This is a genomic window from Celeribacter sp. ULVN23_4 (assembly GCF_054788345.1).
This window is the reverse complement of the sequence record NZ_JBTVYO010000002.1, coordinates 105205-125149: the sequence shown is the minus strand read 5'-3', so window position 1 is coordinate 125149 and position 19945 is coordinate 105205. Positions and strand designations below refer to the sequence as shown.

Annotated in this window: 20 protein-coding genes, 1 tRNA gene and 1 pseudogene; 15 read left to right on the top strand and 7 right to left on the bottom strand. The window is 60.7% G+C overall.

Annotation, left to right across the window (positions count from 1 at the left end):
• Nucleotides 1–121 precede the first annotated feature (121 nt).
• Nucleotides 122–931, top strand: a complete 810-nt coding sequence (locus tag ACYBHZ_RS05950; RefSeq protein WP_460273326.1) for an IclR family transcriptional regulator — start codon at nt 122–124, stop codon at nt 929–931.
• On the opposite strand, the gene ACYBHZ_RS05945 is transcribed toward ACYBHZ_RS05950, so the two are convergent.
• Entirely contained in the window at nt 920–1726 is an 807-nt protein-coding gene (locus ACYBHZ_RS05945; RefSeq protein ID WP_460273325.1) for an ABC transporter ATP-binding protein, read from the bottom strand. The genes ACYBHZ_RS05950 and ACYBHZ_RS05945 overlap by 12 nt on opposite strands.
• Nucleotides 1727–1857: 131 nt before the next feature.
• Here ACYBHZ_RS05945 and fepB point away from each other — a divergent pair, with 131 nt between their 5' ends.
• Genes fepB through ACYBHZ_RS05925 form a run of 4 tightly spaced genes read left to right on the top strand, consistent with a single transcriptional unit; the run spans nt 1858 to nt 6196 of the window.
• A complete protein-coding gene (gene fepB, locus ACYBHZ_RS05940; protein WP_460273324.1) occupies nt 1858–2832 on the top strand; it encodes a Fe2+-enterobactin ABC transporter substrate-binding protein in 975 nt (324 codons plus the stop codon).
• Nucleotides 2833–2888: 56 nt separating this feature from the next.
• A complete protein-coding gene (locus ACYBHZ_RS05935) occupies nt 2889–3848 on the top strand; it encodes a FecCD family ABC transporter permease (protein ID WP_460273323.1) in 960 nt (319 codons plus the stop codon).
• Entirely contained in the window at nt 3848–4873 is a 1026-nt protein-coding gene (locus tag ACYBHZ_RS05930) for a FecCD family ABC transporter permease (protein ID WP_460273322.1), read from the top strand. The genes ACYBHZ_RS05935 and ACYBHZ_RS05930 overlap by 1 nt, the downstream gene beginning before the upstream one ends.
• A 12-nt stretch (nt 4874–4885) precedes the next feature.
• Nucleotides 4886–6196, top strand: a complete 1311-nt coding sequence (locus ACYBHZ_RS05925) for an NtaA/DmoA family FMN-dependent monooxygenase (protein WP_460273321.1) — start codon at nt 4886–4888, stop codon at nt 6194–6196.
• Here ACYBHZ_RS05925 and ACYBHZ_RS05920 read toward each other — a convergent pair.
• A complete protein-coding gene (locus tag ACYBHZ_RS05920; RefSeq protein WP_460273320.1) occupies nt 6193–7215 on the bottom strand; it encodes a siderophore-interacting protein in 1023 nt (340 codons plus the stop codon). The two genes, ACYBHZ_RS05925 and ACYBHZ_RS05920, sit on opposite strands and share 4 nt — an antisense overlap.
• A gap of 373 nt (nt 7216–7588) precedes the next feature.
• On the opposite strand from ACYBHZ_RS05920, the pseudogene ACYBHZ_RS05915 reads away from it, so the two are divergent.
• Nucleotides 7589–7711, top strand: a pseudogene (locus ACYBHZ_RS05915) (transposase); the annotation flags it as partial.
• A gap of 84 nt (nt 7712–7795) precedes the next feature.
• On the opposite strand, the gene ACYBHZ_RS05910 reads toward ACYBHZ_RS05915, so the two are convergent.
• Nucleotides 7796–7880, bottom strand: a tRNA-Leu gene (locus ACYBHZ_RS05910).
• A gap of 158 nt (nt 7881–8038) precedes the next feature.
• On the opposite strand from ACYBHZ_RS05910, the gene ACYBHZ_RS05905 reads away from it, so the two are divergent.
• Nucleotides 8039–8359, top strand: coding sequence for a hypothetical protein (locus ACYBHZ_RS05905; RefSeq protein WP_460273319.1), 321 nt, complete (start codon nt 8039–8041; stop codon nt 8357–8359).
• A 104-nt stretch (nt 8360–8463) separates the two neighbouring features.
• Here ACYBHZ_RS05905 and ACYBHZ_RS05900 read toward each other — a convergent pair whose 3' ends face one another.
• Nucleotides 8464–10164, bottom strand: coding sequence for an NAD(P)H-hydrate dehydratase (locus tag ACYBHZ_RS05900; protein WP_460273318.1), 1701 nt, complete (start codon nt 10162–10164; stop codon nt 8464–8466).
• 261 nt (nt 10165–10425) lie between these two features.
• Between ACYBHZ_RS05900 and ACYBHZ_RS05895 the strand changes: the two genes are divergently transcribed.
• Nucleotides 10426–10764 (top strand): P-II family nitrogen regulator, encoded by a 339-nt coding sequence (locus ACYBHZ_RS05895; RefSeq protein WP_460273317.1) that lies wholly within the window; start codon nt 10426–10428, stop codon nt 10762–10764.
• A 91-nt stretch (nt 10765–10855) separates the two neighbouring features.
• Nucleotides 10856–12262 carry a type I glutamate--ammonia ligase gene (gene glnA, locus ACYBHZ_RS05890; protein ID WP_460273316.1) on the top strand — a complete coding sequence of 469 codons (1407 nt, stop codon included), beginning with the start codon at nt 10856–10858 and terminating at the stop codon, nt 12260–12262.
• Between the two features lie 99 nt (nt 12263–12361).
• Here the strand turns inward: glnA and ACYBHZ_RS05885 are convergent, their stop codons facing one another.
• Entirely contained in the window at nt 12362–13285 is a 924-nt protein-coding gene (locus ACYBHZ_RS05885; protein ID WP_460273315.1) for a formate/nitrite transporter family protein, read from the bottom strand.
• A 110-nt stretch (nt 13286–13395) separates the two neighbouring features.
• Between ACYBHZ_RS05885 and ACYBHZ_RS05880 the strand changes: the two genes are divergently transcribed.
• Nucleotides 13396–13815, top strand: coding sequence for a DUF1284 domain-containing protein (locus ACYBHZ_RS05880; RefSeq protein WP_460273314.1), 420 nt, complete (start codon nt 13396–13398; stop codon nt 13813–13815).
• A 336-nt stretch (nt 13816–14151) separates the two neighbouring features.
• On the opposite strand, the gene ACYBHZ_RS05875 is transcribed toward ACYBHZ_RS05880, so the two are convergent.
• Nucleotides 14152–14607 (bottom strand): DUF6314 family protein, encoded by a 456-nt coding sequence (locus ACYBHZ_RS05875; protein WP_460273313.1) that lies wholly within the window; start codon nt 14605–14607, stop codon nt 14152–14154.
• Nucleotides 14591–15067, bottom strand: coding sequence for a GAF domain-containing protein (locus ACYBHZ_RS05870; RefSeq protein WP_460273312.1), 477 nt, complete (start codon nt 15065–15067; stop codon nt 14591–14593). The genes ACYBHZ_RS05875 and ACYBHZ_RS05870 overlap by 17 nt, the downstream gene beginning before the upstream one ends.
• A 174-nt stretch (nt 15068–15241) precedes the next feature.
• Here ACYBHZ_RS05870 and purB point away from each other — a divergent pair, with 174 nt between their 5' ends.
• The 5 genes from purB (at nt 15242) to ACYBHZ_RS05845 (ending at nt 19944) form a co-directional block, all read left to right on the top strand.
• Entirely contained in the window at nt 15242–16546 is a 1305-nt protein-coding gene (gene purB, locus ACYBHZ_RS05865) for an adenylosuccinate lyase (RefSeq protein ID WP_460273310.1), read from the top strand.
• Nucleotides 16547–16627: 81 nt separating this feature from the next.
• Entirely contained in the window at nt 16628–16783 is a 156-nt protein-coding gene (locus ACYBHZ_RS05860) for a hypothetical protein (protein ID WP_460273309.1), read from the top strand.
• A gap of 125 nt (nt 16784–16908) precedes the next feature.
• The gene (locus tag ACYBHZ_RS05855; protein WP_460273308.1) at nt 16909–18003 is read left to right on the top strand and encodes a flagellar motor switch protein FliG; all 1095 of its coding nucleotides are present in this window, start codon (nt 16909–16911) and stop codon (nt 18001–18003) included.
• 85 nt (nt 18004–18088) lie between these two features.
• The gene (locus ACYBHZ_RS05850; RefSeq protein WP_460273307.1) at nt 18089–18994 is read left to right on the top strand and encodes a DMT family transporter; all 906 of its coding nucleotides are present in this window, start codon (nt 18089–18091) and stop codon (nt 18992–18994) included.
• Entirely contained in the window at nt 18991–19944 is a 954-nt protein-coding gene (locus ACYBHZ_RS05845; protein ID WP_460273306.1) for a lysophospholipid acyltransferase family protein, read from the top strand. The genes ACYBHZ_RS05850 and ACYBHZ_RS05845 overlap by 4 nt, the downstream gene beginning before the upstream one ends.
• Nucleotide 19945 lies beyond the last annotated feature (1 nt).

The window sequence follows — 19945 nt, the reverse complement described above, 5'->3', positions numbered from 1 at the left end:
ATTGCATTACGCGTTCCGCATGTCAACTCGTCTATTGCGCAAAGGCGCGCAAATTTGTACCCCAGTTGCACAGATGCATGAAAAATGACGACGACACCGAAAACCCGGGAGCGCGCAGACCTTGAGCCAGCCTTCACCGACAAGAGAGACGTCCGAGACCTCGCGCAGCAGCCAGACGGAGGTGGCAAAGCCACGCGATGGCACAGTCCAATCCGTATCCATCGCTTCGGGTTTCCTGCGCGTTCTTGCCTCTGCCGCACAGGCCCTGCCTCTGGGCGAGATCGCCAAACGGGTCGGCACCGGACGGTCCACCGCGCATCGCTATATGCAATCGCTGGTCAAAGAAGGCCTCGCGCAACAGGATCCCGTCAGCGGTCATTACGACCTCGGCCCCCTGTCTCTGTCGATTGGTGTGGCCGCTTTGCGCCGGGTCGATCCGGTCGAAATCGCTGGCCGCCATATCAAGGAATTGTCGCAGACCCATGCGATCAGCGCCGGAATTGCCATCTGGACTGAACGCGGGCCGACTGTGATCCGCTGGCACAACAGCGCCTATTTCGCAATCTCCGCCATCGGGCTTGGCACCATCCTTCCGATCGACAACACCGCTTGCGGCTTGGTGTGTCAGGCCCATCTGCCGGCGCGGTCCATCATGGAAGCCCGCGAACATCAGCCGGAAGATTTCCGTGGCACACCGCCCACCGCCGCGCTGTTGAAACAGGTGTATGAAGACAAATGGTGCGAATTGACCAGCCATCTCTTGCCCAATGTCACAGGTCAGGCTGCGCCGATCTTTGATGCCCAAGGCGATCTGGCCTGTATCGTCACCTCCGTGGCCGATTTGGGCCGGATGCAAAGCCCCGAACAGCTTTCCGCCCTGAAAGCCGCCGCAGAGGCGATCAACCGTGAAACCGGGGGGTTAAGCTCCTGAGGCCCGGCCCAAAGAGGGGCGCGGCACCACCATCGGCAGGCCGGTCTCCGGGTCTTCAATAATGCGCGCCGACAGGCCGAAGACCTGCGCCACCATCTCCTCGGTCACGATGTCTGAGGGCGCGCCCGCGGCCATCACCAGCCCGTCTTTGAGCGCAACCATATGGGTGGCAAAGCGGCAGGCCTGATTGAGATCATGCAGCACCGCCACAATGGTCCGCCCTGCCCCGCGCAGCTCTTCCAAAAGCTCCAAAAGCTCCATTTGATGGGCAATGTCGAGATAGGTCGTCGGCTCGTCCAAAAGCAATATCGGCGTTTCCTGCGCCAGCGCCATGGCGATCCAGACCCTCTGGCGCTGCCCACCTGATAGCTCCGAGACCATGCGCTCCGCATGTGGTGCCATCGCCGTCGCTTCCAGCGCGCGCGTGATGGCTTCTGCGTCCTCTTTCGACCATTGCCGCAGGAAACTCTGATGCGGAAACCGCCCCCGCGCCACCAGATCGGCGACCGTAATTCCGTCCGGCGCGGTGAGGCTTTGCGGCAAAAGCCCAAGCTTGCGGGCAAATTCGCGCGGCGCATAGCGGTGAATGTCTCGCCCGTCGAGCGTCACCTGCCCCGAAACCGGCGACAAAAGCCGTGACAAGGCCCGCAAAAGCGTCGATTTCCCGCAAGCATTCGGCCCGACAATCACGGTGAAGGACCCATCCGGGATCGCCAGAGACAGGTTGCGGGAAATCTCCCGCCCGTCATAGGCCAGCGTGATATTTTCAGCCTGCAAAGCGTGCGACTTTCTCATGGCATGTCTCTTTAGTCCGAGTCTTTCTGTCGGTATTGCATTGCGGAACGCATTCTGCAATATCAACCCGACCCTTTCCAGTGAGTCAGCACTTACCTGCGATCGTCTCAAGCCCAAAAGAGCCTTCTCCAATGACAGTTTTCCGCATGAAACGCCGCAATTTCCTTTGCACGCTTGCCACCCTTCCGCTTTTGACGCTCAGCGCACCCCTCTCGGCTGAGGACGCCGACTGGCCGCGCGACATCGTCCATGACACCGGCACTTTGACGCTCGATGAAGCCCCAAAGCGCGTGGTCTCCACCTCGCCCAGCCTCACCGGGCTTTTGCTGGCCATTGATGCACCGCTGATCGCCACGGCGGCCACCACGCCGGGGCCTTTGACGGACGAAGCTGGCTATTTCACTCAATGGGCCGAAATCGCGCATACACGCGGCGTTGAGAGCCTCTATCCCAACCGCGACTTCGACATTGAGGCGCTGATCATGACCGACCCCGATCTTGTGATCGGTTCTTCGACCGGCGCCGACAGCCTCCTGCCTTATCTCGCAGAGGTCGAGGCACAGGGGTTGCCGACGCTGATCCTCGATTATGCCGTCATGAGTTGGCAGGACATGGCGCGCAGCCTTGGGCGTGCCACGGGACATGAGGCGAATGCCGAAACCGCTATCGCGGATTTTGAAACCCGCGCGAGAGAGGCTGCGGATCAGCTAAAGCTCAACGGACGTCCCGTCACCATCGTCGGCTATGACATCGCGGGCACCTATTCCATCGGGCGCAGAAAAAGCTCTCAGGCCGAAGTGCTCGAAGCGCTTGGTTTCACCATTGTCCCCTTGGCCGAGAGGTTCCAAAGCGCCGTCACCCGTGTGACCAATATGGATTTCATCTCGCGCGAGACCCTGAGCGCAGCCATCACCGAAGACACCGTCATCTTGCTCAGCGGCGATGACAGCGATGTCGCGGCCTTCCTGAACGATCCGCTGCTGGCCAATCTGCCCGCCGTGCAAAAGCGTCAGGTCTATCCGATGGGCCCATCGTCCTTCCGTGTCGATTACTATTCCGCGCTCGAAATGATCGCGACGCTGGAAACCGCCCTCTCGCCCGAATGATGCACCCTTCCGCCCCTCTCCGTCATCGGATAACGCCTCTGGCGCTCACGGCAGCCATGCTATGTGCGGCAGGCGTGCTCAGCCTGATGACCGGCGCGCGGGCCATTCCCCTGAGCGATATCCTGCAATCGCTCATCGCCTATGATCCGACGAACGATCTGCATGTGATCATCCACGCTCTGCGTCTGCCGCGCACCGCTCTGGCGCTTCTGGCCGGGGCCGCTCTGGGGATTGCAGGCGCCTTGATGCAGGCCGTGACACGCAATCCTCTGGCCGAGCCGGGGCTTTTGGGGATCAACGCAGGCGCCGCCGTCGCGGTGCTTTTGGGCGTGAGCCTCTTTGGTCTGACCCGCATCGACCAGTATCTCTGGTTCGGCATTGGCGGCGCGGGGCTTGCCGGGGTTGCCGTCTTTCTTTTGGGCCGTGGCCATGACGCGGGCGTGGACCCGGTGCGGCTTGTGCTGGCCGGGGCCGGGCTATCGGTCATGCTCGGCGCATTGAGCGGCATCATCGTCATCAATGCGCCCTCGAACGTCTATGAAGACTTCCGCCAATGGGGCGCGGGATCGGTCGAAGGGCGCGGCGGGCCGGTTCTGATCGCCCTCACCCTGTCGCTCGTCCTCGGAGGCGCACTTGCCATCGGGATCGCTCCCGGCCTGAATGCGCTGGCTCTGGGCCGCGATGTCGGACGGGCTTTGGGCGCGCGCCCGGTGCTGATCTGGAGCCTTGCCTGTCTTGCCATCATGATGCTTGCGGGGGGCGCCACCGCCGCCGTGGGGCCCATCGGCTTTGTCGGGCTGGTCGCGCCCCATATCGCCCGGTTGTTCTCCGGGCCGGATTATCGCTGGATTCTCCCCTATTCCGCCCTGACCGCCGCGCTTTTGCTGCTTCTTGCGGATATTCTCGGACGCGTCCTTGTCAGCCCCTCCGAAGTCGCGGCGGGCATCGTGGCGACCATCCTCGGCGGGCCGTTCTTCGTCCTGAGCGTCCGCCGTTTCAAAATGGTGCGGATCTGATGCGGCCCCCTGTCCTCTCCTTGGGTCCCGTCACCCTTGCGCTGCATCCGCGCGCCGTGATCGTGACAGGGATGTTGCTCGCCGCCATCCTTGGTCTGGGCGTTCTCCTGCTCACCACGGGCAAGATGCCCATTGGTCTCGATGACTTTCTGGCCGTGCTTCGGGGCCAAAGCAATGACAGCGCAGCCGCCAAGGTACTCTGGCGTATCCGCATCCCGCGTGTGCTCACCGCTTGCCTCGTGGGCTTTGGCCTCGGGCTTGCGGGCGCTGCGTTTCAGACCGTTTCGCGCAATCCGCTTGGCTCCCCCGATGTGATCGGTTTCACCACCGGGGCCGCGACGGGCGCCATCGTACAAATTGTGATGATCAACTCTGACCCGCTTCGCATCGCCGCCATGTCGATGCTGTCAGGCCTCGTGACGGCCTTTGTCGTCCTCATGCTGGCGCGCAAATCCGGGCGTTCCGAGGGCTATCGGCTGGTGCTCGTCGGCATCGGTGTCGGGGCGACGCTATCGGGCGTCAATACGGTGTTTCTGGTGATGGGCGATCTCGATCAATCCATCGCCGCACAGCTTTGGCTCGCTGGTTCTCTCAACACCCGCACCTGGGCGCATGTCTGGCCCGCAGCACTGGGTCTCTTCGTGTTGGCCCCTGTTGTGCTGGCCCTCTCACGCAGACTCGCCCTCTTCGAAATGGGCGATGATGCGGCCGCCGCCCTCGGCGTTCCGGTCGAGCGCACCCGCATCACCGCCATCCTTGCCGCCGTCGGCATGACCGCGATTGCGACCGCCGCCGCAGGTCCGATCAGCTTTATCGCACTGGCCGCGCCGCAACTGGCGCGTCGTGTGAGCGGCATGGCGCATATTCCCTTTTTCGCCGCGGGCCTCATGGGGGCCGGCCTGTTGCTGGCCGCTGACCTGATGAGCCAGCGTATGCCAACCGGATTGAACCTCCCCGTCGGGCAGATGACCGGGCTTTTGGGCGGTGGCTATCTTTTGTGGGTGCTGACGCGGCGTTCACGGTGAGGAGACAATCGGATGACACAGAAACCTCTGCATATCGGCATGACGCTTGCCCCGACATGGCTGTCCGGTGAAGGCTGGCGACGGCCCGACAGCGGTATCGAGGGCCTGTTGAGCTATGACTATTACATCGACATCGCCCGGCGCGCCGAGGCCGCCAAGCTCGATTTCGTCTTTCGTCCCGACGTTTTGGCCGTCAACAAAGCCCTGATGGGCCAGGGTGGCGGTATGGGCGGCCTCGATCCGACGCTTTTGTTGGCAGCCATTGCGCATGCGACCGACAGGATCGGGCTTTTGACCACCGTTTCCACCACCTTCTATCCGCCTTATATCCTTGCCCGGATGATCATGTCGCTGCATTGGCTCTCCAAGGGCCGTGCGGGCTGGAACATTGTCACGGCGCTCGATGGGCAGAGGAACTTTTCCCTCGACGATATGCCCACGCCCGAGGATCGTTATGCCCGTGCCGCCGAGGTGACCGAGATCGTGCTCAAGCTCTGGGCGAGCTACCCGCGTGACGCCATTCTTCAGGATCGCGACAGCGGGATGATGGTGGATCCTGAGTTGGTACAGCCGATCCATCATGAGGGGGTCTTTCACCGGGTCGAAGGCCCCTTGGGGACCCCGAACATGGGGGGAGGCGACTATCGCATTCCGCTGATTCAGGCGGGGGCCTCGGAGACGGGGCGTGATTTCGCGGCGCGCGTGGCCGATGCCACCTTTGCCTCGACCCCCGATATGGAGGCGGCCGTTGAGTTGCGCCAAGACCTGCGCCGCCGGGCCAAGGCGCATGGCCGAAGCGAAGGGGCCGTACGACTCATGCCGGGGCTGAGCCTGTATCTGGCCGACACCGAAGCCGAGGCCCGCGATCTCTACCGCGCCACCCATGCGCGGGCGGATGAGGCGCGCAAATTTGCCAATATTCTGGAGATGACCGGGCTCGACCTACGCGATTGGCCAAAAGACCGGCGCATTCGGACCAATAATCTGCCGCCCCCGCCCGCCAAGGTCCGCTCGCGCACCCATGCGGGTCTCTTGCGGCGCGCCATTGAGCGCCATGAGCCGACGGTGGGCGATCTTTTGCGGATGCCCGAAGTCATGGGGTCGGCGCATTGGCAGGTGATCGGCACCGTCGGGCAGGCGGTGGATGAGGTGCGCAGATGGCGGGACGCGGGCGCGCTCGACGGGTTCATCCTGTTCCCCGGCGGTTCGGTCGATTGCATGCATCTCTGCCTTGACGCTCTCTGCCCCGCACTCAGCGAGGCGGGCCTGCTGCGCCGTGACTATCACGGCACAACATTCGCCAGCCATTTCGAGACCCCTTAAGCCTCAGCCAGTTCTTTCATCGCTGTCCAATAGGTCGCGGCAATGCTCTCGGACTTGTCCAGGCCACGTTCGACAAGGGCCGTGCGGGCCGCGATGGCCTCTGTCTTTTCGGCCGCAAAGAACACATAGCGATCCGTTTCCGGGATCGGCAATTTGTCCAGCGCCTCAAGCGGGGTTTCGCCGTCAGAGCGCATCACCCAGCGCACAGAGACGCCCGGCGGATGCGCCAGATCCTGAATATCCCCGCGCTCCGGCACGAACAGCACCGCCTCGCCGCGTGTCTCCTCTGGCAAAAGTTCGAGAAAGCGTTTGATCACAGGCACGGCGGTTTCATCGCCGATAAAGCCCTGCCATCCGGCGAGGTTCACCTTGCCGCTGCCGCCCGGTCCCATGATCACCATATCGGAGCCCGGCCGCACTCGCTCGCACCACTCCGTCACCGTGCCGCCCTCATGGCGGAACACGTCGAACGCGATCCGAGCGGCCTCGCCATCGGTTTCGATGTTGCGCGTGGTATAGACAGGCTTGTGCCAGGCCGCAGTGCCGCCCGGCCAATGCGTCACGCCCTGCGCGTCCACATAGGGCCATCCCGCCCCTTCGGGACCGAACAACAGCCGGAAGTGAAACCCGCCCGAGCCGAACCGCGCAAGCTGATCGCCGGACATGGTCACCCGCATATAGGAGGGCGAAAGGCGTTCGACCTTCTCAATCGTCACCAAGGTCTGGTTCGCCGGGCGCGCGGCGGGTTTGACCCCTTGCCAATCCGGGGTGACGCCATAGCCTTTGAGCTGTTCGCTCAAGACATCGCGCATCATCTGGAGATTGCCGTCATTGCTCGCCTCAAGCAAAAGCTGTGTCCCCTCGCCTTCGGCACTCAGGAAAATCCGGGCGACCTCCAATGTGATCTCAAGCGTTTTGTCGTCTTCGGAAACCGGGCATTCAAATTGAGCGGCGGTTTTGCGAAACCCGGCAAAGGCTTGGGCGGGGGCAAGCGGAAGAAAAGTGGTGGTCGTGGTCATGAAAGGCCCTCGTTTCTTTGATCTGTACCATGATCCGGAGAAACAGGCGCAGCCACCTCTTGAACATCGGTCAAGATGCTATGCCGCCCCAGCGGAATCATCATCGGTTGTCCGCTGACGGGATCGGTGGCGATCCGGCTGGCCAGCCCGAATATATCGCGTAACATTTCGGATGTCAGAACTTCTTTTGCAGGGCCGGGGCGATAAATTTCAGTACTGCCGCATGTAAGGTGCAGCTCCCCTTGGGACACCTCTGCGTTTCGACTATAGCTTCTCCCGGAGGGCTTCGTAAGGCGTCTTTCCACCGTGGACACCATGGGCTAATCCCCCGAAAATTATGGGGGGGGAGATCAAAGTAGAATTTTCTCGAAAAATGGCAGTGGGGTTTCTAAAGCAAACCGAAGGCGGCGTGCCGGTTGCTAATCTGTGCCACGAGCATGGGATGAGTTCGGCGAGCTTTTACAAATGGCGCTCGAAGTATGGCGGCATGGATGCTAAAGCGTTTCGACTTTAACTTGATCTATCACATAAAGTCGAAACGCTTTAATCATCCCGCAACGCGCTGATTTTATTGAAAGCATGGTGCGGGTGGAGGGACTTGAACCCCCACGCCTTGCGGCGCCAGAACCTAAATCTGGTGCGTCTACCAATTTCGCCACACCCGCGTGGCGGTGCAGATAGCAAAAGGATCACGCGGGGAAAAGAGGCAATCTGCATTCGGAAGCCCGCAAAAGCGTCCCGACCACAGAAAAGTCTGTTCGTTAACACATTCTTGACTTAATCTCCCTAGCATATCGAGGCAGTGATATCCAAAGGCCCTGACATGACCTATAAAGGCAGCGGGCACGATCAAGAGCATGGCAATGGGCGCAATTCGTCCAAGCGGCTCGACGTGCGAGACATTTTACCCAATCACGACAAGGGCTTGCTCCTTGGGACCAAGGTCATGACCGCCGATGGCGCTCTGCCGGTTGAGTATCTTGAGCCCGGCGACCGGGTGATCACGCGGGCGGGCATGCGCACGCTTTTGGACATCGACACGCCCTCGCCGAAACGGTTCAAACTGTCGTTTGAGCGCGAAGAAGTCATTTACGCCAACGGCGTGATGGTCATGAGTGAGACGGGTCGCCCCTTCGCGATGTGAATTCAATGTGATCTGTAAGCCACAGGTTTAAGACAAAAAAGCCGCCCTCCGAGGCGGCTTTTGTTTTGAGTATTTATCGCACAAAGGAAACACAGAGCCGCGTATCAGAGCCCCAAAGCGCGGAAGACTTTTGGCAGCTCTTCCGGCAAATCCTCTGCGATCAATCCGGGACCGAAGCTGCGGGCAGCCTCGACATGGAGCCAGGCGGCACTCTCCGCAGCATGGTGCGGCGCAAAGCCGCGCGCCATGAGGCCGGTGATCAGACCGGCGAGCACATCGCCGGAGCCAGCGGTCGCAAGCCAAGGCGCGGTGCGTTCATAGACGGCGGCTTTGATCGAACAGCGTCCATCGGGGCTGGCGATCACCGTATCGGGGCCCTTGAACAACACCGTGCAGCCCGCGCATTTGGCGGCCTCGCGCGTGGCGTCCACTTTACTATAGGCCGGACCTTTGACGGGCGGCTCGGAGAGCTTGGCGGCGATGTCGGGGAAAAGGCGTTTGAACTCGCCCGCATGGGGCGTGAGGACGCATCTGTCGTGGAGCAACTCAAACCCCGCCTCGCTTTGCGCCAAAGCGGTGAGCGCGTCGGCGTCGAGCACGGTGGCGCGTTTGGCGGCGAGGATATGAGGCAGGAATTCCCCGGCGCGCTCGATGCCAAAGCCCGGGCCAAAACAGAGCGCATTGATGCGCTCGTCCGAGAGAACACGGGTGAGGATTTCCGGCGTGTCGATCTCGGCGAGCATAATGGCGGTGATCTGGGCGGCGACTTCCGTGACGGCCTCATGCGGGGTGCCGAGGGTGACGAGCCCCGCGCCGACGCGCAGGGCTGCACGGGCAGAGAGGCGCGCGGCACCGGTTTTGCCGGAAAGACCGGAGAGGATCAGCGCGTGACCGTGGGTGTATTTGTGGTCTTTCGGATCTTTTCCCCAAAACAAAAGCGGCTGCACGAAGGATCTGTTATCCTTCACAATAGGCGACATGTGAACAAGACAGACCTCGGGGCGACGGACAATCTTGGCGGCACGGCCAGTCTTCTTACCGCTTTCATCGAGCATATCCCTGCGCGAATTTTCACGAAAGTCCTGCACACCAATATCAACCACATGCAGCTTGCCGCAAAGGGATGGGCCATCAGCTGAAAAATGACCGCATTTCGGGCTATCAAAGGTAACGGTCAGCGCAGCAAAGCCGGTCCCACCGAACGGATAACGCGAATGAGGCAGTTGACTGAGTTGAATGGGTAAGTCAGCCAGCGCCGGATTTGACGGTTGCGCCAAAACCTTGCCGCTATCGAGGCATAACCCCGACGGACAGTCGACGCATACTATTTTATCGTAGCGATCCCCATTTGCCCCGGCCAATTGCAACATTGCCGAGAGAGCTTCACCACTCAAAGCGCGCGACAGCCCAGTCCCGAACAAAGCATCCACAACGACATCGCAGTCACTGCGCCTAAATTCTCGCGTGTTCAGCGGAGCAACCTCCCCCAACGGCCCCCACCGCTCATAATTCGCCTTCGCATCCGGCGGGAGTTTCTCGGGGTCGCCGTAGAGGAACACCTCCACCTCCCAGCCGCGTTGTTTGAGCAGGCGCGCAATGACAAACCCGTCGCCGCCGTTGTTTCCGGGACCGCAGAGGATGACGGCCTTATAAGAAGAGTGCGCCAGCTCGGGCCATTCGTCGAAAACCGCCACGACGACGCCCTGCCCGGCACGTTCCATGAGCTCCAATCCAGTGACCTCGCCACTGTCGATCGCCGCCTTCTCAATGGCGCGCATTTGCGCAGAGGTCAGAATCTCCGTCATCGCAGCTCTCCCCGTCCCATCGTCACAACCGCGTCTGAAGACGCTGGATTAACGGCGCGCATTTGTGCACTGGTCAGCAATTCTGCCATTTTTTGCCTCAAAAGTTTTCAAAATGCCCTTTTTAAGATCGCGAAGCTCAAATATTGTGCAGACACATGCGAATCCTGTGGGCGTTTTACGTGCCCTCAGGTTAGTCGATTGTGACCGCATAAGAGAAATGGTCTGACAGTCAGCGAATGAATTTAAGGGAGTCGAAGATCCATGAAAAAGATCGAAGCTGTGATCAAGCCTTTCAAGCTCGACGAAGTGAAAGAGGCGCTGCAAGAGATCGGCGTACAGGGTCTTTCCGTGGTCGAGGTGAAAGGGTTCGGGCGCCAGAAAGGCCACACGGAACTGTACCGCGGCGCGGAATATGTGGTGGACTTCCTGCCGAAAGTGAAAATCGAGGTCGTCCTTTCCGACGATCAGGTTGACGGCGCCATCGAGGCGATCGTGAGCGCGGCCAAAACCGACAAGATCGGCGACGGCAAGATTTTCGTATCGCCCGTCGAACAGGCGATCCGCATCCGCACTGGCGAGTCTGGCGAAGACGCGCTGTAAGGGACGGCGCGAGGCGCGGGTCGCAGGGCGACTTGTACGCGCGTCTTTCGTCACAAACGCAATAACTCAACCAAAGGGATAAGGTCGAATTATGAGCATCCAAGACGTTCTCAAGACCATGAAAGACGAAGACGTCCAGTACGTCGACGTCCGTTTTACCGACCCGCGCGGTAAGCTGCAGCACGTGACGCTGCGCCACACCGAGGTGGACGAAGACTTCTTCGAAGAAGGCTTCATGTTCGATGGCTCCTCCATCGCTGGCTGGAAATCGATCGACGAATCCGACATGAAGCTGATCCCGGATCCGGCTTCTGCTTACATCGACCCGTTCTACGCCGAGAAAACCCTCTGCGTGCACTGCACCGTGGTTGAGCCGGACACCGGCGAATCCTACGACCGCGACCCGCGTGGCTGTGCGCAGCGCGCTGAAGCTTACCTGAAGTCCTCCGGCATCGGCGACGCATTCTACTGCGGCCCGGAAGCTGAATTCTTCCTCTTCGACGACGTGCGTTACGCCGTGACCCCGAACAAAGTGGGCTACGAGATCGACGCAGACGGCGCAGCTTGGAACACCGACGCTGAGTTCGAAATGGGCAACCTGGGCCACCGCCCGGGCTACAAAGGCGGCTACTTCCCGGTGAACCCGTCCGACGACGGCCAGGACATCCGCGGCGAAATGCTGACCACCATGGCGAACATGGGCATGAAGGTCGACAAACACCACCACGAAGTGGCGACCTCCCAGCACGAGCTTGGCATGATCTTCGGTGAACTCACCGAGCAAGCTGACAACCTGCAGAAATACAAATACGTGATCCACAACGTGGCTCTGGCTTACGGCCGTTCCGCGACCTTCATGCCGAAGCCGATCAAAGGCGACAACGGCTCGGGTATGCACGTGAACATGTCGATCTGGAAAGACGGCAAGCCGCTCTTCGCTGGCGACAAATACGCCGATCTCTCCGACGAAGCTCTGTGGTTCATCGGCGGCATCCTGAAGCACGCGAAAGCGCTGAACGCCTTCACCAACCCGTCCACCAACTCCTACAAACGTCTGATCCCGGGCTTTGAAGCTCCGGTTCTGCGTGCGTACTCCGCTCGTAACCGTTCTGGCTGCGTGCGTATTCCTTGGGCGGAATCCCCGAAGGCGAAACGTGTGGAAGCCCGCTTCCCCGATCCGTCCTCCAACCCGTACCTGTGCTTCGCTGCCCTGCTGATGGCTGGCCTCGACGGCATCAAAAACAAAATCGATCCGGGCGCTGCTTCCGACAAAGACCTCTACGATCTGCCGCCGGAAGAACTGGCCGAGATCCCGACCGTCTGCGGTTCGCTGCGTGAAGCTCTCGAAGAGCTGGCAAAAGACATGGACTTCCTCACCGCAGGCGACGTGTTCACCAAAAGCCAGATCGAAGGCTACCTCGACCTCAAATGGGAAGAAGTGTACGAATACGAGCACACTCCGCACCCGGTCGAGTACCAGATGTACTACTCTGTCTAATCGACAACGGTTTTCAGAATTTGGAAAGGGCTCCCTCTCGGGGGCCCTTTTCTTTTGGTGTATGGAGTTTTTTTAAATGCCGCCTGCCCCGACGGGGCTTCAGCCCCCCAGTTCGCGCTTGAAGCGGAATTTCTGGGCGGCGAAAGCCGGATCGATCTCACAGCGCTCCGCACGGATTTGCGCCCAGATCAGCCCGGTGAAAATCAGCGTGCCGCCGATGATATTGCCAATGAGCGCCGGAAGCATGAAGCCGAACACGCCTTCGGCCACCTCGATATGATCGGTCAGCATCAGCAGCACCGCCTCACTGGTCCCCGCGATCACATGGGAGAAACCGGCCAGCGCGATCAGCCATGTCACCAGCACGATCAAAAACAGTTTGGCGGACCCGGCATTGGGCATCATCCAGACGAGACAGGCGACAAGCCAGCCCGCCCCGATCCCGAGGAACAGAGTTTGCCAAAACCCGCCTTCGACGCCGTGTTCAGAGATGGTGATAAGGGCGTCATAGACTTCGGGTTCGGTAAAACGGATATGATAGACCGCCATGGCGAAAGCTGCGGAGCCCGCCAGGTTGAACAGCAACACGATACCCCAGAGCTGCATGAGGCGGGTGAAGACGCGCGGGGTCGGTCGGGTCAGGACCGGCACCACCGCCGTGATCGTGTTCTCGGTGAAAAGCTGCATCTTGCCCATGATCACAATCACGAAGCCGATGGCATAGCCGAGGTTTTCCACCAAAGGCCGCCAGCTCGCGTCCGGCAGATAGGCATGGAACAGCGCCTTGCCCAGAACCGAAAATCCAATCGCCAGCCCGGCGATCATGGCCGACATCGCCAGCGAGGAATTCGGACGCTGCAATTCTTCCGCACCTTCGCGACGGATCACTTCGAACACCATCGGCGCGGCGATACTGGAGGCGTCTTCCAGCACGTCTTCCTGCTGAGCGCCTTCCTTGGCCTTTTGTGCCCTCGCGTTCTGAGTTTTACTGCGCGGCGAGCCTGTGCGTTGCGGCTTTTTCATGCTTGATCCTTATGTCTGCTCAGGCCAATGCAGCCTTTTCAAACAACGCAAAAGCACCTGTCCTGTTCCGACATATTTCCACGTGGCCCTGATTGCGCTAGGTCTCGCCCATGACCGTTTCGCTCCGCCCGCATCATCTCCTGTGTCTTATGACCTATGTCGGAAAAGGCTATTCGCCCGCTTTCGTGGCGGGATACGACCGGATTGTCGAACGGCTGAAAGCCGGGGAAGAGATCGAGATGACCGACGGCCCGGACGACATCTGCGCCCCCATCGCCTGCGATCTCAAAGAGCATTGCCACGGCAGTTCCGTGATCACGCGCGACGCTCTGGCGGCCCGCGATGTGGGGCGGCTTTTGGGACAGACGCTCGGCGCGGGAGACAGGCTTGTCCTCGATGAGGAGACCCGCGCCGCTTTGAGGGCCGCATTCGCCACCGGCGAGATACGGAAGGCCTGTCAGGGCTGCGAATGGGACGGGCTTTGCACTGCGGTCGCGGGAACGGGCTTTCCCGGTGTCAGGCTGGCATGAGACGCTCTCCGTCGGCGACCTCACAGTTGCCTACATCACAGTTGCCTACATCACAGTTGCCTACATCACAGCCGTTTACTTTTCGTTAACCTTTATTAACATCTGACCATCGGATATTTGTTGAGTTGGTTATGAAACACATTTTTCTCGCGATTTTTCTGCTCCTGCCAAGCATCGCCCTGGCAGACAACCGCCCCGCCCCAACCCTGCAAGGGGTGGATTTGTGGCAAAGCCTCCTCTCGGAACATTCGGGACAGACCGCACAAGGCGTACAAATCTTCAACGCGTCCTGCTGCAAGGTCTGTAGAAAGGGCTACGCCTGCGGCAACAGCTGCATCAGCCGGGACAAGTCCTGTCACCAACCTCCGGGATGTGCCTGCGACGGCTGAACCGCGAAACGCTCACGTAATCTTTGCGCGGACCTTTGACGCGCCATTCGGCCGACCAGTCAGGCCAAGTCGAGAAATCGTAGCGGACCGCATAGGCATCCGGGGCGCAGTCGTGATCGGCGCGCGGCGATGGATCATTCGGGTTGAACGCGTGAAAGAACCGCCCGTCGTCAAAGAACACCGCAATCCCATCAGGGGTCGGGCGCCAGAGATAACAGCGCTCCGCCTCGAAAGACCGCGCCGCGCCGGGCAAGGTCAGTTGTCCGGTCTCGACACATCTGAGTCCCGCTTCGTCCGGCTCGAAACGGCAGGTTCCGCTTAGATGCCCCGTGCCACCGGCGAGAGCATCCTCGATCCGGCGGGAGAGGCTCCATGCCCCGGCAAAGTCAGTGAGCGTGATCATCGTCCGACTTTAGCGCATTGAGACGCTGGAGCGCGAGACGTTCCACGAGAACGGCACTGTCCCGGACGGCCTGCACCTCCTCAGAGGTCCATTGCCGCCGGTGCTGATTGACGGCCGAGATGCCGCCAAACGCGACGCCATCGATCCGGCAGGGCACGCCGATATAGGCCATGATCCCCATTTGGGACACGGCAGCGCTGTCCTTGAACAAGGGATGTACCAAGGTGTCATCGACGATAATCTCATGATTGGTTTCAACCACAAGATTGCCGATGGTGTTGCCCGAGATCATCGTCTGCTCGATCTCTGCGCCGACCAGCTTCCCTGTATGCGTGAAGACCTTCAGGATTGATCCGCTGTCCCCAGAGACAGCGCGAAAGATGCCGACCCCGGAGGGCTGGATCAGCCCATGCAGGTCGGACGCAATCTTTGCAATGTCAGGGTCACCGTATTCGAACACGTTTCGTCTCTGGGGAAGGACTAAGAGCAACTCATCTCCTTTCTCTGTCAGGTTCCACCGCATCCGCCAAGGTTTTTCTGAGGCTCCTCGCGCAAGTTTGAGGCGCAGACTTGCGCGCAAGCCCCCTTCCTCGTAAGAGACGCGCGACGCGTTCTGTAATCGAAAGGCCTGCCGATGATCCCCCGTTACGCCCGCAAAGAGATGGTCGACATCTGGGAACCAGCCACGAAATTCAAAATCTGGTACGAGATCGAGGCGCATGCCTGTGACGCCCAGGCCAAGCTTGGCGTGATCCCGCAAGAAAATGCGGATGCCGTCTGGAAAGCGAAAGACGTCGAGTTCGACGTGGACCGCATCGACGAAATCGAAGCCGTGACCAAACATGACGTCATCGCCTTCCTCACCCACCTCGCCGAACATGTCGGCTCGGAAGAGGCCCGTTTCGTCCACCAGGGCATGACTTCCTCCGACGTGCTCGACACCTGCCTCAACGTCCAGCTCGTGCGCGCCGCAGACATCCTGCTCGCCGATCTCGACAAGGTGCTCGCCGCTCTCAAGACCCGCGCGCTTGAGCACAAATTCACCGTCCGTGTGGGCCGCTCCCACGGCATTCACGCAGAGCCCACCACCATGGGCCTGACCTTCGCCCGTTTCTACGCCGAGATGGACCGCAACAAAGCGCGCCTGCAAGCTGCCAAGGAAGAAGTCGCCACCGGCGCGATCTCCGGCGCTGTCGGCACCTTCGCCAACATCAACCCGGCGGTCGAAGAGCATGTCTGTGAGAAAATGGGCCTCAAGCCCGAGCCGATCTCCACACAGGTGATCCCGCGTGACCGTCACGCGATGTTCTTCGCCACCCTCGGCGTCATCGCCTCCTCGATCGAGAACGTCGCCATCGAGATCCGCCACATGCAGCGCACCGAAGTGTTGGAAGGTGCGGAATTCTTCTCCATGGGCCAGAAAGGCTCCTCGGCGATGCCGCACAAGAAGAACCCCGTTCTGACCGAGAACCTCACCGGTCTCGCCCGTCTCGTGCGCATGACCGTGGTTCCGGCCATGGAAAACGTCGCCCTCTGGCACGAGCGCGACATTTCGCACTCCTCTGTTGAGCGCGGCATCGGTCCGGATGCGACCGTGACCCTCGACTTCGCCCTGAACCGCCTCGCGGGCGTTGTTGAGAAAATGCTGATCTTCCCGGAAAACATGCTCGCTAACATGAACAAGTTCCCGGGTCTGGTGATGTCCCAGCGTGTGCTTCTCGCCCTCACCCAAGCCGGTGTGTCGCGCGAAGATGCTTACTCGATGGTTCAACGTAACGCGTTGAAAGTCTGGGAAGACCGCGTCGATTTCCGTGAACAGCTGCTGGCCGACAAAGACGTTGTCGCCGCGCTGGGTGAAGACGGGATCAATGCGAAATTCGACATGGATTACCACACCAAACACGTCGACACGATCTTCAAACGCGTGTTCGGCGAATGATCTGAGGCCCTCGGGCCCTGAGAAAATCACCGATTCTGTGATACAATCTCCCGGAAGCACCACGCTTTCGGGAGATTTTTCATGTTGAAACGCACCCTACTCATCGCCGTCCTGCTCGCCCCCCTCGCAGCGCCCGTGGCCGCCGCCTGTCTCGAAGAACACAAAGTCTCGTCCTGCGCGGAAGGCTACACTTGGGACCAAGACACCGGCACCTGCGTCGAGCAAACCGTCGGTTAAACCACAGCCAGCTCCGACAATTTCGGAAAAATCCGCTCCGCAAGTCACCTCCCGTTAAGCCTCATCCGCCATGCTGAGGCACACGATGACGGAATCGTGGACGAGACGTGGACGGAGTGGCGCAAATGAATGACATGGGACAGCTGCCCGATCTCGGCGAGATCGGTGGGAGTGAGTTTGGCGATTTCGCCATGCCCCCCGCCGCCTCGCCGGTGTCCCGCATGCCCGCGCGCCTGTCGAAAAAGGCGAAGGCCGCCATCATCGTGAAATTGCTCGCGGCGCAGGAGGTGAAGCTTCCCCTCACAACCTTCCCCGAAGAGATGCAGGTCGATCTCGCGCATCAGCTGACCGAGCTGCGCTATATCGACAAACACACGCTGAGCGCCGTGGTCGAGGAATTCCTCGAAGAGATCGAGGCCATCGGACTGTCCTTTCCCGACGGTTTGGAGGGGGCGCTTAAGGTGCTCGACGGAGCGATCTCCGCCACCACCGCCTCGAAACTGCGCTCCAACGCAGGCTTCACTCTCACCGGCGATCCGTGGCAGCGCATCTCGGAGGTGGACATCCCGCGCCTGCTGCCCATCCTGCAACAAGAAAGCGTCGAGGTGGGCGCGGTTCTGCTCTCGAAACTCAAGGTCTCGAAAGCGGCTCAGCTCATGTCCATGCTGCCCGGAGAGCGCGCCCGCCGTGTCGCCTATGCGATCTCGCTGACCTCCGGTGTCTCCCCGGAGGTGGTGCAGCGGATCGGTATTTCTCTGGCCGCCCAGCTTGACGCACAACCCTCCGCCGCCTTCCCTGAGGAGCCGCCCGAACGGGTCGGCGCGATCCTCAACTTCTCCTCCTCGCTCACCCGCGACGGCGTTCTTGAAGGATTGGACGAAACCGACAAGGAATTCGCCGAAGAGGTGCGCAAGAACATCTTCACCTTCGCCAATATCGCCACCCGCATCGACCCGCGCGATGTGGCGAAAGTGGTGCGGAGCGTCGAACAGGACGTCTTGATCAAAGCGCTGGCGGGCGCCACGGGAGACGCCGTCGCCTCAACAGAGTTCATCCTCACGAACATGTCGAAACGCATGGCCGAAGGGCTGCGCGAGGAGATGGAGAACCTCGGCAAGGTGAAAGACAGTGATGCCGAAGACGCGATGAATGCGGTCGTCGCGGGCATCCGCGATCTGGAGACGACGGGAGAATTGTTCCTTTTGACGGGCGATGATTGACGCGGAATGAGCGCCTGCTTTGTCGCGGACCCGGCTTGCGCGCCGCCATATGGACAAAGCCATCCTCCGCCAATAACGTCGCCGGATGACATGGTTTACCCGCCTGCCCGCGCACTCTCGCGGCATCCTTTACCTGCTGATTTCCGTCACGGTTTTCGCCACGATGGATATGACCGCCAAGCTGTTGGGCGAACGCCTCAGCCTGCCGCAAGTGCTCTGGGCGCGTTACGGCGGGCAGTTGTTGGTCCTCGTTCTGATCTTCGCGCCGCGCCTCCCCCTCGCACTGCGGACAGAACACCCGTGGCTTCAGGTTCTGCGCGCCATGATGCAACTGGCCGCGACCGCCTTTTTCTTTGCCGCGCTGAAACACCTCGGGCTGGCCGAGGCCACGGCGATCATGGAATTGTCCCCGGTGCTGATCACCTTGGGCGCGGCGCTGTTTCTCAAGGAAAAAGTCGGGTTGCGGCGCGGTTTCGGGGTCGCCGCCGCCCTCATTGGCGCAGTGATCATCATCCGCCCCGGCTCTGACGTGTTTTCCGCCGCCTCGCTCTGGCCCTTGGCCTCGGCGGCCTGTCTGGCGATCTACGCCATCGCCACACGCCACATCGGGATCAAGGAAAGCCCGCTCACCGGCCTACTCTACTCCGCTCTGATCTGCACCGCCGCGCTCACGCTCCTCCTGCCCTTCGCTTGGGTGCCTCCCGACGCGGGAAGCCTTGCCCTGATGGCCCTCATCGGCGTCTTGGGCACAATCGGGCAACTCACCATGATCCGCGCCTATGCGGTGACCGAGGCCTCGGCCATCGCGCCCATCTCTCACCTCGGCCTTTTGGCCGCCTCCGGTTGGGGTCTTTTGGTGTTCGGAACGGCGCCGGACCGCTGGACGATTGTCGGTGCCCTTGTGATCGTGACGGCTGCGATTTATGTCTGGCACCGAGAACGCAAAAGCGGCACGGACAATTCCGTACCTGAAGAGATGGGCCAGCCATGAAAATCAAACGCGGTGAGATCGAGGGCACTCTGGGCCAGTATATCGGCAACCTCGCCACGCGCGGCCTGCTGTCTGTCGCCCTTGCCCTGCCCTATCGCACCCGCGTGCGCGGCATGGGCTGGTTCATGTCCCATGTCTTCGCGCCTCTGGCCGGCTACTCGAAACGGGTGCGCGCGAACCTCAATCACGTCATGCCGGAGATGCCGGAGGCGGAGATCAGACGGCTGATGCGCGCGGTGCCCGACAATGCCGGGCGCACGCTGATCGAGATCTATTCAGGCCCGGAATTCATCGCGAAGATGAAGGACATCCATTTCGACGGACCCGGCGCGGAGATCCTGCGCGAGGCCCGCGACAACCGCCGTCCCGTGATCCTGCACACCGGCCATTTCGGCAATTACGACGTGCCGCGCGCCGCGCTGATTGCGCATGGCTATGATGTCGGCTCGCTCTACAATCCGATGAAGAACAAATTCTTCAACGAACATTACGTGAAGGCCATCGGCACCATCGGCCAGCCGCTTTTCCCGCGCGGGCGTCGTGGTTACGCCCAGCTTTTGAAACATCTCAAATCCGGCGGGATGATCGGCTTTCTGTCCGATGTCTACGTGCATCAGGGGGCGATGCTGTCCTTTTTTGGCAAACCCGCGCGCACGGCGCTCTCTGCGGCGGAACTGGCGTTGAAATACGACGCGCTTTTGGTGCCGATCTATGGCGTGCGCCAAGAGGACGGGCTGCATTTCAAAGTGCAGATCGAAGAGCCGATCCCGCATACGAGTGCAGAAGAGATGGCGCAGGCGCTCAATGACAGCCTCGAAGCCATCACGCGCGCGCATATGGAACAATGGTTCTGGATTCACCGGCGCTGGAAACCGGAGCGGTTGGCCAAGCAACTGGCGGCTTTGGAAAAGGCGGAACGTCAAGCGATGGAAGAGACCGACGCCGACTAAG